Genomic DNA, 14,783 nt, shown 5'->3' with positions numbered 1-14,783 from the left:
AACTTTCCCCCAGAGGAGTTGAGTACGGGCACTCAGGCCACCCGCCCTCGCCGGCTCGTAGCCTCCCGGCCATGAACAGTCATCATGCCGTCGCCGACGGCTCCCTCCGCGTCGGGATCACCGGGGTCGGCGCCTTCCTCCCCGAGCAGGTCGTGGACTCGGAGCAGCTGCGGCGACGGGTGGCCGCGGGCAGCGGGTTCGCGCTGCCCGCCGGAGTGTTCGAGCGGGCCACCGGGATCGTCACGCGTCGGGTGGCCCGGCCGGACGAGTACGCGTCCACCCTCGCGGTGGGGGCCGCCCACCGGGCGCTGGAGCGGGCGGGGATCGGGCCGGCGGACGTCGACCTGCTGGTGTTCGCCTCCGCCACGCGCGACATGGTGGAGCCGGCCACCGCGCACATCGTGCAGGCCGAGCTCGGTTCCCGGGCGCACGCCCTGGACGTGACCAACGCCTGCAACAGCTTCGTCAACGGCATCGACCTCGCCCGCACCATGATCCTGGCGGGGCGCGCCCGGCGGGCCCTCGTCGTCACCGGTGAGACGCCGAGCCGGGCCGTCCGGCACGACCCGGCCGACCTGGCCCAGTTCCGCGACGGCTTCGCCGGCTACACCTTCGGCGACGCGGGCGCGGCGGTGGTCCTCGAAGCGGTGGACCGCGGCGGGATCGTCGACGTGGACAGCGAGACCCACTCCGAGCACTGGGGGGTCGGCGGGATATTCGGCGGCGGTTCACGGCATCCGCGCGGGGACGAGCACACCTACTTCCGCGGCGACGGCAGCGAGCTGCGCGAGGTGTTCGAGAAGGTCGGTGCCTCGGTGATCGACCGGGTACGGCACCGTACGGGGCTGGAGTGGCGGCACTTCCGGTACGTCCTGGTCCATCAGGTCACCGTCCCGTACCTGGAGCGGTTCGTGGAGATCACCGGCGTTCCCCGGGACCGGCTCGTGGTCACCGTCCCCGAGCTCGGGAACGTCGCCAGCGCGAGTCTGGGCGTGCAGCTCGACCGGGTCCACGACGGGTTGCGCCCGGGAGACCGAGTCCTGTTCGTCGGTCTCGGCGGTGGCGTCAGCATCATGACGATGGTCTGGGAGAAGGCATGAGCGCGCTGTGGGTGGTGGTGCCCGCCCATCAGGAGGCCGCACGCGTCGGTGACACCCTGGAGGCGCTCGCCGCGCAGACGGACCGGGACTTCGAGCTGGTCGTGGTGGACAACGCCTCCGCGGACGACACCGCCGCGATCGCCCGCGCGTTCGCGGAGCGGGCGCCGTTCCCCGTGCACGTCCTCGACGAGCAGGACAAGGGCGTGGGCTGCGCCGTCGACACCGGGTTCCGGTACGCGATCGGGCGCGGGGCCACGCTGCTCGCCCGCACCGACGCCGACTGTCTGCCGCACCCCGGCTGGACGGCGGCGGCCCGGGCCGCGCTGGGGAGCGGCGCCGGTCTGGTCTGCGGGCGCATCGACGCCCGCCGGGACGAGCACGGGCCACTGGGCCGCGCCCTGTTCCGTACGCTTGTGCGCGTCGCCGCGTTCTTCGGCCGGATACGCCCGGCCCACCGCCGCCGGCACGGCTACCTGGCTCCGTACCGGATGCACGCCGGCAACAACATGGCCGTCACCGCGCGGCTGTACGAGGCCGTCGGCGGGATGCCCCGCCGCCCCTCGCCCACCGACCGGCTCTTCCTGAACCGGGTACGGCGGCACACCACCGCCATCGTCCACGCCCGCGACATGGTCGTGGAGAACTCCACCCGGCGCCTGCGCGCCTACGGAATCGTCGGAACCGCCCGCTGGTACCTCGACAAGGGCCCGGGGCGTCACGGGGAGGACCCGCGCTGATGCTCGACGCTCTCGCCCACACCTTGCGATCGCACCCGGACCGTCCCGCCGTCCTCGGCACCACACGCACCGGCGCCGTCCGCACCAAGGCCACCTGCGGGGAGCTCGCCGATCTCGCCGACAGGTACGCCGCCGCCCTGCACGCGCGCGGAGTCCCGCGCGGCGGCACGGTCGGTGTCGCGGTACGGCCCGGGCCACGCGCGCTGGCCGTGATGCTCGCGGTGCACCGGCTGGGGCTCCGCGCCGCGGTACTCGATCCGGCCGCGGGCCCGGACGTCCTGCGCGCCCGGCTGGCGCTCGCCCGGCCGGACGTCGTCCTGGCCGACGCGACGGCCCAGGCGGTCGCCGGCTGGGCCCGGCCGCTCGCCCGCCGGGCCCGTCTCGCCCTGCCGGACCTCGCCGAGCTGGGCCCGGTGGCCACGGTCGGCCGGAGGCTGCCGGGCTGCGCCCCCGCGCTGGACACCGGCGTCGGTACGGCGGTCCTGCCGCGTCCGGTGGACGAGGACGGCGACGCGGTGATCGTCTTCACCTCGGGCACCACCTCGCGGCCCCGCGCGGTGGTCCACACCCGTTCCTCGCTCGCCGCCGGCATGGCCACGGTGACCGGCCTCGTACGGCCGGAGCCCGGCCGCCCGGTCCTCGGCGGTACGTTCTTCGTCCTCGTACCGTCCCTCGCGAGCGGTGCGCCGGTCGCGCTCCCCGCCCGCTCGCCGCGCGTCCTGGCCCGGCAGCTGCGCCGACTGGCGCCGCAGGCCACCTATCTGACGCCCCCTCAACTGCGAGCGGCGCTGGCCGAGGAGGCTCGGTTCACCGGCCGCGTGTGGACCGGCTCGGCCCCGGCGAGCGCCGATCTGCTCACCCGCGTGAAGGCCGCGGGAGCGGACGAGGCGTGGGGGGTGTACGCGCTCACGGAGCTGTTCCCCGCGGCGGCCGTCGAGCAGGCCGACAAGGCCGCCTTCGGCGGCGAGGGCGATCTGGTGGGCGCGCCGCTGCCGGGGGTGGAGGCCAAGACCGACGCGACCGGGGAGTTGGTGCTCTCCGGCCCGGCGGCCCGGGACCGCTACCTCGGCGAGGACCCGGCGCCCTGGGTCGGCACCGGCGACCGGGCGCGGTTCGACGCGGACGGCCGGATCGTGCTGGAGGGCCGCTGCAAGGACATGGTCCTGCGGCGGGCGGAGAACATCTACCCGGGGCTCTACGAGCCCGCGCTGCACGTGCCCGGGGTCGAACTGGCCGTGCTGGTGGGCGTGCCGGCCGGGGACGGGGACGAGCGTCTCGTCGCCGTGGTCCAGCCTCGCCGGGAGGCGGACCACGGGCGGGTGCGCGCCGCGCTGGCGGCGCCGCTGGAGCGGATGGGCGCCGCGCGCCCGGACGCGCTGCTGCTCGCCGACATCCCGCTGTCCGGCCGCTCGTCGAAGCCCGATCGCGCGGCGACGGCGAGGCTGGCCGCCGCCCGCACGAGGGATGCGGCACGACGCACGAGAGGAACGGTCCGATGACGGCGCTCGCGGAGGCGGCGCTGTGGGCGGTGGTGCCCGCCTTCGACGAGGAGGCCTCGCTCGGCGCGACGCTCGACGCCCTCGCGGCGCAGTCCGACACCGGGTTCACGCTGGTCGTCGTGGACAACGCCTCCACGGACGGGACGCCCGGCATCGTGCGGCGGTTCGCCGCCGACGCGCCGTTCCCGGTCCATCTCGTCGAGGAGCGCGAACCGGGCGCGGGGGCCGCCGCCGACACCGGTTTCCGGTACGCCATCGACCGGGGGGCCGCGCTGTTGGTGCGTACGGACGCCGACTGTCTGCCCGCGCCCGACTGGATCGCCGCCGCGAAGGCGGCGTTCGCCGGGGGCGCGGAGATGGCGTGCGGACGCAGCCTGCCGCGCCTCGACGAGTCCCCGTCCGTCGCGGAGCGGTACGTGCTGCCGGCGGTGGTCCGGGTGACGGCGCTGTACGGGCGCCTGCGCACGGAGCACCGGCATCCGCGCTACCGCACCCCGTACGTCCTGTGTCACGGCCACAACATCGCCGTCACCGCCGATCTGTACGTACGGTGCGGCGGCGCGCCGAGGGTCCCGCTGGAGGGGCCGCCGGAGGACGTCGTGCTGCTCAACCGGGCGCGTGAGCACAGCGACCGGATCAGGCGGGCCGAGCGGATGGTCGTACGCGCCAGTCTGCGCAGGCTGCGGGCGTGGGGTGCCCGTCGCACCCTGCTGTGGTGCTGGGACCGCCGCTACCTCCCCGCCGACCCGCGGGAGGTGCACGTCCGGTGAGCGGCATCCCGACGTCGTCCGCCCCGCGCGCGGCGCGCCGCCGCGACCGGCGGGTGTACACGCGCTCCCACCCTCTGCTGTTCGCCCTGCTCGCGGCGGTCCGGCGGAGGCCCGTGGTACGGATCGGCCGGGCCGTCCTCGTGAGCGGCGCCGAGCCGTACCGTCAGGCTCTCACCCGCATCCCGCTGGACCGCGCGGCCGCCGGCACCACGGGCGGCGCGGCCCGTGAACTGTCCGGCGGCGGGCTGCTGTTCGACCAGGAGGGCGCGGGCCACCGGGACACCCGGCGGGCCGTGGCCGGGGATCTGGGCGCGGACGGTGTGGCGCGGCTGCGCCCGGTCTGGCAGGAGGTCCTGTCCCGCCGGCTCGCCCCGCTCGGTGCCGGTCGCACGGTCGACCTGGTCGCGCTGGCACGCGAACTGGCCGGGACGACGGTGTGCGCCCTGCTGGACACCGGCGCCGACCCGTCGGCGCTGGCCGAGGCGGCCGCGGACGCGGCGTCGGCCGCCGTACGGGACCACCTGCCCGGCCCTCGGTCGCCGGGGGCCGCGCGGGCGGCGGCCGAGGCGACGGCCCGTCTGGAGGCCCTGCTCGGGGGCGGAGGCGGGGGCGACGCCGGGCTGCGGGCCATGCTCGCCGTGGCCGCCGTCAACACGACCGTGGCCGCAGTGCCGCGCGCGGTCGCGTGGTGCGCCGACGGCGGGCTGTGGGAGGAGGCCGGGGACGAACGGCTGCGGGCGGCGCTGGTGACCGAGCTCCTCCGGGTCGTCGCCCCGTCACCGCTGCTGCCGCGCGTGGCAGCGGCGGACGCCGAGCTCGACGGGTGTCCGGTGCGGGCCGGGGACCGGCTGGTGCTGGTGGCGCGGAACGCCGTGGGAGCGCACCGCGATCCGCCGGACGCCCGGCGCCCGGCCCCGCCCGCCGTCGCCCAACTCGTCTTCGGCGCCGGCCCGCACGCCTGCCCGGGCGCGCGGCTGGCCCGTGCGCAGCTGGACGACGTCCTCGCCACGCTGGCCCCGTACCGGCCGACCGTGGTGCGCGCCCGGGTGGACCGACGGGCGGCGCTGCCCGGCTGGCGCCTGCTGACCGTCCGCGCGACCACCGGCCCTCCGGCCGGGAGGAACGACGATGACGGCTCCTGTCCGTAGGGAGCGCGCGTGGCCCCTCCTGTCCGTAGGGAGCGTGTGTGGCCACTCCTTCGCGCACGGAGCAGCGCGCCGGGGGAAGACGATGACCGCGCTCCTGCCCGTGGGGGGGGCGGAAGCACGCGCCACGACTTCTGCCCGCCAGAACGGCGCGGTCACGGCTTCTGCCCGCACGAAGCAGCGCCCATGAACCCCATGAACACCCTTGCCCGCACGGAGCAGCGCACATGACCAGGATCGCCGTCACCGGAGCGAGCGGCTTCTGCGGTTCGCACGTCGCCTCCCTCGCCGCCGCCCGTGGCGCCGACGTCCTGTGCGTGGGGCGCCGGCCGGGGCCCGTCGGCCGGCACGTGGCGTGGGACGCCGAGAGCGGCCCTCCCGACCTGGCCGGCGCCGACCTCGTCGTGCACTGCGCGGCCGCCGTGGGCGACCCTCTGCCCGGCTCACCCGCCGAGGCCACGATGCGTGCCGTGAACGTCGACGGCACCGCCCGCCTCCTGGAGGCGGCCGCCGGCCGGCCCGTCGTCTGGGTGAGCAGCGCCAGCGTGTACGCCCCCGGGCCCGACCGGGCCCGGATCACGGAGGACCACCCCGTCCGCGGGCAGCTGAACGCCTACGGCCGGACGAAGGCGGCCGGCGAGGCGCTCGCGCTGGCGGCCGGCGCGGTCGTGCTCCGCCCGCGCGCGGTCTACGGTCCCGGCGACCCCCATCTCGTACCGCGGCTGCTCGCCCGCGTGAGGGCCGGTCTGCTGCTCCTGCCCGGCCGCGACGTGCTCCTGTCGCTGACGGCCGTCGAGAACCTCGCCGACGCGTGCCTCTCCGCGGCGGATTGGCGCGCGGGCGCGTACAACATCGCCGACCCGGTGCCGTACCGCCGCGACGAGGCGATCCGGGCGGTGCTGCGCGCCCATGGCGTCCGGGCGCGGATCGGCCGGCTTCCCCTGCCCGTGGCGCGCGCCGCGGCCGTCGCCGCGGAGTCGCTGTCCCGTCTTCGGCCGCACGCGGAGCCTCCGCTGACCCGGTACGCCGTGGACCAGCTGGCCCACACCGTCGTCCTCGACGTGTCCCGGGCCGAGGGCCAGGGCTGGCGGGCCAAACGCACCCTGGCCGACTACACCGCCGCCCCGGCCTGACCGGCTGATCGCCGTTCGCCGGGCCACGAGCCACGGGCCACGGGCCATACCGCTCGGCCGCGGCCGCGCGAACGGCTCGGCGCCGACCACGTCGTCTTCGCGGAACGGGTGGGCCGGGTGCGGTTCCCCTGCCACCGCATGACGATCGGCACGGCCTGACGCTCACCGCCGCGGCGCATCCCCGAGGCGGCCGCCATCCGATCGCTACCGGACTCGACAGCCGGCCGGGATCGACGACCCGTCACGGAGAGTGGAGCCGTAACGACGCGCCGCGCCCGGATTTCCGGCAACAGGACATGCCCCACCACCTGAGGTATGCCTTTCCCATGGACCCCCGGCCGCGAGGCATCGCGCCCCGCCTCTCCCGGCGCGGTGGGCGGCTCCTTCTCGCCGCTCCCTTCGCGCTGATCGCGGCGGTCACCGTGGTCGACATCCTGTCGCCGCCGGAGGTCCACCTCGGTCCGTTCCTCATCGCCGCGCCCGCGGTGACGGCCTCGTTCGCCGGCCCCCGGATGACGGCCTTCGTGGGCGCGGTCGCGGTCCTCGCGCAGGCCGTGGTGGCGGTGGTGCGCACGCGCCTGACCGACCTCAACCACACGTATCAGATCGTCGCGCTGATCCTCATCTCGGTCATCGTCACGTTCTTCGCGCTTCTGCGCGAGCGGCACGAGCAGAAGGTGACGCGGCTGCGCTCCATCGCGGAGGCCGCGCAGAGCGTGGTCCTGCGGCCGCTCCCCCACCGGTCGGGCCCGCTGCGGATCGCCTCGGTCTATCTGGCGGCGGAGGAGGAGGCGCAGATGGGCGGCGACCTCTACGCGGCCGCCCGTACGGAGTCGGGGACGAGGCTGCTGATCGGGGACGCCCGCGGCAAGGGGCTCGACGCGATCAGCGAGGCCTCGCTCGTGCTGGGCGCCTTCCGCGTCGCCGCCGGCCGGCGGACGGAACTGCCCGAGCTGATCGGGCAGCTGGAGGCCGGTGTCGGTTCGGCGGAGGAGGACGAGCCCATGAAGGAGGGCGACGGTCCCGGGGGCCCCGACACGACGCAGGAGGCGTTCGTCACGGCCCTGGTGCTGGACATCCCCGACGACGAGCCGGTGGTCCGGCTGGCCAACTGCGGGCATCCGCCGCCGCTGCTCCTGAGGCAGGGGCGGGTCAGCGCCCTCGACACGGGCGAATCGAGCCCGCCGCTGGGACTCGCGGACGTCCACTCCCCCGAGGTCGTCGTGGAGTCCTTCCCCTTCGACGTCGGGGACGTCCTGCTGCTCTACACCGACGGGGTGGTGGAGGCCCGTGATCACGATGGGGTCTTCTATCCCCTCGCCGAGCGGCTCCCGGCATGGGTGGGAGACGACCCGCCCACTCTGCTCGGCCACCTGCGGGACGACCTCCACGCCCACGCGGGCGGGCGTCTCGGCGACGACGCGGCGCTCGTCGCGGTCGAACGGCTGGCGCCGGAGCCGTGACCCCCGCGCGCCGCCAGGTTCACGGACGCGGCGTCGCTCGCGGATGCAGCGTGTCGTTCACGGACGCAGCGTGTCGTTCACGGATGCAGCGTCGCCGTGCCCGTCACCGCGATGCCCGTTCGGTCGCCGGGGCGCACGCCGGCCGTGCCCGTCACGCGGACGTCGACGGGGGTCTCGAGGCCGTCCACGGCGACGCTGACCATGGCGTCGTGGCCGTAGTAGCGGACCTCGGTCACCGTGCCGTGCGCGGGCGCGGACTCCGCCTCGACCAGGCGCAGTTGTTCGGGGCGCAGCAGGACCGTTCCCCGGGCGGGGGCTTTCGCGCCGGTCAGGAAGAGGCGGCCGAGGGCGGTGTCGGCGGCTCCGTCGGCGGCCGTCGCGGGGAGGAGAACGGCGTCACCGACGAAGCCGGCCACCCACGGGTCGGCGGGGTCCTGGTAGAGCTCCTGCGGGGTGGCGCACTGGGCCACGCGGCCGTCCCGCACCACCGCGACCAGGTCGGCGGTGGAGAGGGCCTCCTGCTGGTCGTGGGTGACGAGCAGCGCGGTGGCCCCGGTGGCGCGCAGGGCGCTCCGGACGTCCGCGCGGACACCGGCGCGCAGGGCGCTGTCGAGTGCGTTGAACGGCTCGTCGAGGAGCACCAGGTCGGGTGCCGGGGCGACGGCCCGGGCCAGTGCCACGCGCTGCTGCTGGCCGCCGGACAGCTCGTGCGGCATCCGGTCGCCGTAGCCGCCGAGGCCGACCAGTTCCAGCATCTCCTCGGTACGGCGGCGGCGGGCCGCGCGGTCGGTGCCGGAGAGGCCGAAGGCGACGTTGCGGGCGACGCTCAGGTGCGGGAAGAGGGCGCCTTCCTGGGGGACGATGCCGATCCGGCGGCTCTCCGGCGGCACATGGGTGCCGGGTCCGGTCAGGGTGCGCCCGCCGACCGTCACGGTGCCCGCGTCGGCGCGCAGGAACCCGGCGATGATCCGCAGCAGGGTGGTCTTGCCGCAGCCGGACGGGCCGAGCAGGGCGGTGAACGAGCCGCCGGGCACGGTGAGGTCGAGTCCGTCGAGGACGGTGGCGCCGGAGCCGTATGCCTTGGACACCCCGGAGATCTGCAGGTCGGTCATGTGCGGTGTCTCCCGAGGAGGTACGAGGGGACGGCGGCGAGCAGGATCAGCGTGGCGGCGTAGGGGGCGGCCGCGGCGAACGAGCCGGAACCGGTCTCGGTCCAGAGCCGGGTGGCGAGGGTGTCCATGCCGGTGGGGCGAAGCAGCAGGGTCGCCGGCAGTTCCTTCATGCAGACCACGAAGGTGAGCGCGGCGCCGGCGGCGACACCGGGCGCGGCCAGCGGGACGGTCACGTCACGCAGCACCCGCAGCGGGGAGCGGCCGAGCGAGCGGGCGACGTCCTCCAGGACGGGCGGGGCCTGGAGGACGGCGGCGCGGGTCGCCGCCACGGCGACGGGCAGGAAGAGCACGGCGTACGCGCAGACCAGCAGCGGGATCTCCTGGTAGACCGGCTCGGCGTACCGCACGGCGAAGAAGACCAGCGAGAGCGCGACCGTGATGCCCGGCAGGGCGTGTCCGGCGTACGCGGAGTGCTCGAGGAGCCGGGCGAGTCGGCCCGTGTGGCGGGCGGCGATGACGCCGACGGGCAGGGCGAGCAGGGTGGTCAGCGCCGCGCCGGCGGCGGCGACGCCGAGGGTGGTGCCGGCGATGTCGGCGAGTGCGGCCGGGTCCCAGGTGGCGGAGCTGCCCACGGCCAGCCAGTAGCCGAGGGTGGACAGCGGGGCGGCCACGGCGACGGCGACGACGGCGCCGCACCAGAGGAGGGCGGGCGCCTTCCAGCGGCCGAGCGGCACCGGTACGGCGGGGCGTGCCGTGCCCGTGCCGGTCCTGGCCTGCCCCGCGCGTCCGCGCGTGCGGCCCTCGGCCCATACGAGGGCGACGGTCATCACGACGAGGACGACGCTGAGCGCGGCGGCCGGCGTGCGGTCGAAGCTGGCCCGGTAGGAGGTGTAGATGCCGCGGGTGAAGGTGTCGTACCGCATCAGGGACACGGCTCCGAAGTCGGAGAACACGTACAGCGCGACGAGCACCGCGCCGCCCGCCGCGGCGTGCCGCAGCTGCGGCAGGGTGACCCGGAGGAAGGTGCGCAGCGGGCCGAGTCCGAGCGAGCGCGCCACCTCCTCCTGTGCGGGGTCGGTGCCGCGCAGGGCCGCGGTGACGGGCAGGTAGACGTACGGGAAGCTGACCAGGGTCAGGGTGAGCGCGGCGCCCCAGAATCCGACGAGCCGCGGGAACGCGGAGAGCCAGGTGAACGCCGCGACGTAGCTGGGCACGGCGAGCGGCAGGGTCACCAGGACGGACCAGGCGCGGGCGCCGGGCAGCGCCGTACGGACGGTCAGCCAGGCCAGCGAGATCCCGAGCAGGAGGCAGGCGGCGACGACGAACGCGGCGAGGGAGAGGCTGCGGCCGAGGAGTTCGGCGCTGCGCTCGCCGACGACGACGCCCCAGGCGTGGCCGGGCCCCTTCTCCAGGGCGCGGACCGCGAGATAGCCGAGCGGGAGCAGCGCGAGGAGGGCGGCGACGGCGGCCGGGACGACGAGCACGGCCGGGGGGCGGCGGGCGGGGCGCGGCGCGCGGGGCCGCCCGCCGGGTGTGCGGCGGGCGGGAGGCGCACCGCCAGGCGCCGGCGCGGCCGGGGCGGCATCGCCGGACGGCGTGGCGGTGTCGTCCGGCGCCGCGCCCGGGGTCACGCCGTCCGAGGTCGTCGTGCCGTCCGAGGCCGTCGTGCCCGTGCCGTCGGCCTGCCGTCCCTTCGGGGAAACGGGTCTCATGCCTCTCAGACCAGCCCGACGTCCTGCAGCATCTTCAGGGTCTCCTGAAGCGATTCGAGCTTGCCGAGGTCGATCTTCGGGGCGTCCAGGGACTTCAGCGGCGGCAGGCCCTTGGTCGTGGTGGTGACACCGGCGGCGAGCGGGTACTCCTTCGTCTCGTCCGCGAAGTAGGTCTGCGCCTTCTTGGACAGCAGGAAGTCCACGGCCTTCTGGGCGATGTCGGCGCCCTTGCCGCCCTTGACGATGCCGACGCCCGCGGTGTTGACGAGCGCGCCGGGGTCTCCGCCGGGCAGGAAGTGGATCTTCGCGCCGACCTTGTCCTCGCCCTTCTCGGCGACCTGCTCGTACCAGTAGTAGTGGTTGACCAGGCCGAGGGAGACCTCGCCGGCGCCGACGGCGTCCATCACCTTGAGGTTGTTCTCGTACGCCTTGGGCTCGTTGGCCTTGAGGCCCTTGAGCCAGGTGCGGGTGGCGTCGTCGCCCTCCAGGACGCGCATGCCGGTGACGAACGACTGGAACGAGGCGTTGGTCGGGACGAAGCCGATCTTGCCCTTCCACTCCGGCTTCACCAGCTCGTGCACGCTGTCGGGCGCCTTGGTGACCTGCTTCGGGTCGTACGCGAGGACGCGGACGCGGCCCGAGGTGCCCACCCAGTCACCGGCGCCGCCGCGGAAGGCGGGGTCGACCTGGTTCAGCGTGGCGTCGGGGAGCTTCCGCAGCCGGCCCTGGGAGGAGAGGGCGCCGAGCGCTCCGGCGTCCTGCGAGAAGAAGAGCCCGGCCTTGGTCTTGTCGCCCTCCTCGAGGATCTGCGCGGAGAGTTCGGCGCTGTCGCCGTAGCGGACGGCGACGCTGGTGCCGACCGCTTTCTCCAGCTCGTCGAGGAGCGGCTTGACGAGGTTCTCGTTGCGCCCGGAGTAGATGATGAGCCCGGCGTCGTCCTCGTCGCTGCCGCAGCTCGCGAGCGTGGGGACGAGCAGTGCGGCCGCGGCGAGCGCCGTCAGACGTCGGATCAGGGGGCGTCGCATCGAGGTGCCTTCCTAGCGGTGCCGCGGAGGACCGCGGAGGCCTGGGATCTACGGAACGCCTTAGGAATAAGGTAAAGCTAACCTAAAGGTCAAGTGGGTCGGTCGCGATGTCGGGTACGCGACACGGGCGGCCGGACCTGCCCCTGAGGCCCCTGGGGCAGGGTGACACGTGTGTGCACGCTGTGGATCACCTGTGATGTTTCTGTGACTGGGCAATGAGGTAAGCCTTGCCTACGATGCGTCCGTGACAGCACCACCACCCCTGACCTCCCGCCTTCGGACCGTCCCGTTCGCCACCGGCCTCGCGAGCCATGGCGACCGCACCGCGGTTCTCACGGCCGACGGGGCGGTGTCCTACCGCGAGCTCGCGGCCCGCGTCGAGTCCGTCGCCGAACGCCTCGGCCCGGTCCGCCGCCTGGTCCTCCTCGTCGCCGCCAATACCCTCGACGCCCTCGTCGTCCACCTGGCCGCGCTGTCCTCGGGCCACCCGCTGCTCCTCGTGCCCGGCGACCATCCCGACGCCGTACGCTCGCTCGTCGATGCCTACGACCCCGATGTCGTCGCCCGCCCGGGTGACGACGTCACCCGCCCCGGGGACGGTGTCACCGGCCCCGGCTGGGTCCTCGACGAACGCCGGGACGGGACGGCACACGACCTCCACCCCGATCTGGCGCTGCTCCTGAGCACCTCCGGCTCCACCGGCTCGCCCAAGCTCGTCCGTCTGTCGCACGACAACCTGCAGTCCAACGCGGAGTCGATAGCCCAGTACCTCGGCATCCGGACCACCGACGTCGCCGCGACCACCCTGCCGCTGCACTACTGCTACGGCCTGTCCGTCGTGCACAGCCACCTGCTGCGCGGCGCCGGGCTGCTCCTCACCGACCTGTCCGTGTCGGACTCCTGCTTCTGGGAACGGTTCACGGCCGCCCGCGCGACCACCTTCGCCGGCGTCCCGTACACCTTCGACCTGCTGGACCGCATCGGCTTCGCCTCGATGGACCTGCCCCAACTCCGGTACGTGACCCAGGCGGGCGGCCGGCTGGCCCCCGACCGGGTCGCGCGCTACGCGGCGCTGGGGCGTGTCCGGGGGTGGGACCTCTTCGTCATGTACGGGCAGACGGAGGCGACCGCGCGCATGGCCTATCTGCCGCCGGCGCTCGCCGAGAGCCGGCCCGACGCGGTGGGCGTTCCCGTCCCAGGCGGCTCCTTCCGGCTGCGGCCGCTGGCCGAGTGGCCCGGCGAGGACACCGGCGAGCTTCTCTACTCCGGCCCCAACGTGATGCTCGGCTACGCCGAGAGCCCGCGGGACCTCGGTCTCGGCCGCACGCTGGACGAGCTGCCGACGGGTGATGTGGCCCGGCTGGCCGCCGACGGACTGTACGAGGTGATCGGGCGCAGCAGCCGGTTCGCGAAGATCCTGGGCCTGCGCATCGATCCGCAGCAGGTCGAGGCCGTGCTCGGCGCGGAAGGGATCGCGGCGGCCTGTGTGGGCGGCGACGACGAGCTGCTCGTCGCCGTGGAGGGCGACACCGGGACGCTCCTCCCGGCGCCGGTCCGGCGCCGGGTCACCGGACTCTGCGGGCTGCCGGCCCGCGCCGTACGGGTCGGCGTACTGCCGGAGCTGCCCCGGCTCACCACGGGAAAGATCGATTACGGATCGGTGCGCACGGCACTCCGCACGCTCGACCGCACGCCGGTGACCGGAGGCGCTTCGCCGCTGACGGGAGGCGCCGCACCGACGAGCGAGGACGGCGCGCCGGCCGGCAAGGGTGGCGCGTCGGTATCGAGGGACGGCTCCCCTGTGACGGCGGACGGCGCGTCGCACGGCGACCTGGTGCGCCTGTACGCGACGATCCTCGACCGGGACGACGTGTCGCCGGACAGCAGCTTCGTCGGCCTCGGCGGCGACTCGCTCAGCTATGTCGAGATGTCCCTCCATCTGGAGGAGGCGCTCGGCTCGCTCCCCGACGACTGGCACCTCCTTCCGCTGCGCGAGCTGCGCCACGCCGCCGCGGCAGGGCCCGGGCGGGACGCCGGGGAGCCCGCCGCCTCGTCGGGCAGCGGCTTCTGGCTGCGTACCCGGATACGGACCGTGGAGACCGGGATAGCGCTGCGCGCGGTCGCCATCGTGCTGATCGTCGGTTCGCACATCGAGCTCTTCACGGTGAAGGGCGGCGCCCATGTGCTCCTCGGCGTCGCCGGATACAACTTCGCCCGCTTCCACCTCACCCCGGCGGACCGCGTGGACCGGCTGCGGGGCATCGGACGGAGCCTGCTCCGCATCGTGCTGCCCTGCTCGGCCTGGCTCGCCCTGATGATGCTGGTCACGGGCGACTACGGGGTGCGCACGGTGTTCCTGCTCACCAGTCTGCTCGGCCCGAACGACGGTTTCTGGTTCGTCGAGTCGCTGGTGTACATCCTGCTCCTGGTCACCGCCTTGCTGGCGCTCCCCCGCGCCGACCGTGCCGAGCGGCGCTTCCCGTTCGCGTTCCCGCTGGCCCTCGCCTGCGTGGCGCTCGCCGGCCGCTACGACCTGTTCGGCCTCGACGCCGGGGGGCACGTGCCCCTCGCCGCCACGGTCTGCTGGCTCTTCGCCCTGGGCTGGGCGGCCGCTCGGGCCACCGGCCCGACCCAGCGACTCGTGGTCACCGCGCTCACCCTCGCCACCGTCCCCGGCCTCTTCGACCAGCCCGCCCGCGAGGCGGTCGTCGTCGGCGGCCTGGTGCTGCTGATCTGGGTGCGGAAGCTGCCCAGCCTCGGCGTGCTCAACCGCCTCGCGGGGCTGCTGGCCGGCAGCTCCCTCTACATCTACGTCACCCACTGGCAGGTCTTCCCGCTCCTGGAGGGATCACCGCTCCTCGCCCTGCCCGCCTCCCTCCTCTTCGGCATCGCCTTCGCCGCGGCGGCCTCGCGGGTGACGCGCCGGCTGCCGGCCTTCCGGTCGCTCTCGGCGCAGCCGGTGGCCTGACACCCCGGCCCCGCGTCGCCGACGGCCCCGCGTCCACCCCGGCCCCGCGTCGCAGACGGCCTCCGCATGGTTCGCCGCGCTCCGGGCATGCGCGAGGCAGCAGCAGCCGCGCCGGGAAG

The 14,783-nt window shown here is 75.0% G+C and carries 11 protein-coding genes; 8 read left to right on the top strand and 3 right to left on the bottom strand.

What is annotated here, in order from left to right:
• Window positions 1–71: 71 nt before the first annotated feature.
• The 7 genes from ACFYV5_RS30665 (at window position 72) to ACFYV5_RS30635 (ending at window position 7,847) form a co-directional block, all read left to right on the top strand.
• Window positions 72–1,100 carry a ketoacyl-ACP synthase III gene (locus ACFYV5_RS30665; RefSeq protein ID WP_355112855.1) on the top strand — a complete coding sequence of 343 codons (1,029 nt, stop codon included), beginning with the start codon at window positions 72–74 and terminating at the stop codon, window positions 1,098–1,100.
• Window positions 1,097–1,837: a glycosyltransferase family A protein gene (locus ACFYV5_RS30660; RefSeq protein WP_355112853.1), complete on the top strand. Its 741-nt coding sequence runs from the start codon at window positions 1,097–1,099 to the stop codon at window positions 1,835–1,837. The genes ACFYV5_RS30665 and ACFYV5_RS30660 overlap by 4 nt, the downstream gene beginning before the upstream one ends.
• Complete coding sequence (locus tag ACFYV5_RS30655; RefSeq protein ID WP_389173724.1) at window positions 1,837–3,336, top strand: class I adenylate-forming enzyme family protein; 1,500 nt, start codon at window positions 1,837–1,839, stop codon at window positions 3,334–3,336. Before ACFYV5_RS30660 ends, ACFYV5_RS30655 begins: the two co-directional genes overlap by 1 nt.
• Window positions 3,333–4,106, top strand: a complete 774-nt coding sequence (locus ACFYV5_RS30650) for a glycosyltransferase (protein ID WP_389173722.1) — start codon at window positions 3,333–3,335, stop codon at window positions 4,104–4,106. Before ACFYV5_RS30655 ends, ACFYV5_RS30650 begins: the two co-directional genes overlap by 4 nt.
• On the top strand, window positions 4,103–5,254 hold the full coding sequence (locus ACFYV5_RS30645; RefSeq protein WP_355112847.1) for a cytochrome P450: 1,152 nt from the start codon (window positions 4,103–4,105) through the stop codon (window positions 5,252–5,254). Before ACFYV5_RS30650 ends, ACFYV5_RS30645 begins: the two co-directional genes overlap by 4 nt.
• A 224-nt stretch (window positions 5,255–5,478) precedes the next feature.
• Window positions 5,479–6,384, top strand: a complete 906-nt coding sequence (locus ACFYV5_RS30640) for an NAD-dependent epimerase/dehydratase family protein (RefSeq protein ID WP_389173719.1) — start codon at window positions 5,479–5,481, stop codon at window positions 6,382–6,384.
• Between the two features lie 326 nt (window positions 6,385–6,710).
• A complete protein-coding gene (locus ACFYV5_RS30635; RefSeq protein ID WP_389173717.1) occupies window positions 6,711–7,847 on the top strand; it encodes a PP2C family protein-serine/threonine phosphatase in 1,137 nt (378 codons plus the stop codon).
• 77 nt (window positions 7,848–7,924) lie between these two features.
• On the opposite strand, the gene ACFYV5_RS30630 is transcribed toward ACFYV5_RS30635, so the two are convergent.
• Genes ACFYV5_RS30630 through ACFYV5_RS30620 form a run of 3 tightly spaced genes read right to left on the bottom strand, consistent with a single transcriptional unit; the run spans window position 7,925 to window position 11,696 of the window.
• The gene (locus ACFYV5_RS30630; RefSeq protein ID WP_389173715.1) at window positions 7,925–8,959 is read right to left on the bottom strand and encodes an ABC transporter ATP-binding protein; all 1,035 of its coding nucleotides are present in this window, start codon (window positions 8,957–8,959) and stop codon (window positions 7,925–7,927) included.
• Window positions 8,956–10,671, bottom strand: a complete 1,716-nt coding sequence (locus tag ACFYV5_RS30625; RefSeq protein WP_389173713.1) for an ABC transporter permease — start codon at window positions 10,669–10,671, stop codon at window positions 8,956–8,958. The genes ACFYV5_RS30630 and ACFYV5_RS30625 overlap by 4 nt, the downstream gene beginning before the upstream one ends.
• A gap of 5 nt (window positions 10,672–10,676) precedes the next feature.
• A complete protein-coding gene (locus ACFYV5_RS30620; RefSeq protein WP_389173711.1) occupies window positions 10,677–11,696 on the bottom strand; it encodes an iron ABC transporter substrate-binding protein in 1,020 nt (339 codons plus the stop codon).
• 244 nt (window positions 11,697–11,940) lie between these two features.
• Between ACFYV5_RS30620 and ACFYV5_RS30615 the strand changes: the two genes are divergently transcribed.
• Complete coding sequence (locus ACFYV5_RS30615; RefSeq protein ID WP_389173709.1) at window positions 11,941–14,664, top strand: AMP-binding protein; 2,724 nt, start codon at window positions 11,941–11,943, stop codon at window positions 14,662–14,664.
• Window positions 14,665–14,783: the final 119 nt, after the last annotated feature.

The organism is Streptomyces sp. NPDC003035 (assembly GCF_042888285.1).
In the GTDB taxonomy this organism is placed as follows: Bacteria; Actinomycetota; Actinomycetes; order Streptomycetales; family Streptomycetaceae; genus Streptomyces.
The sequence above is the reverse complement of the archived record's forward strand: the minus strand, read 5'-3'. Positions and strand labels throughout refer to the sequence as shown.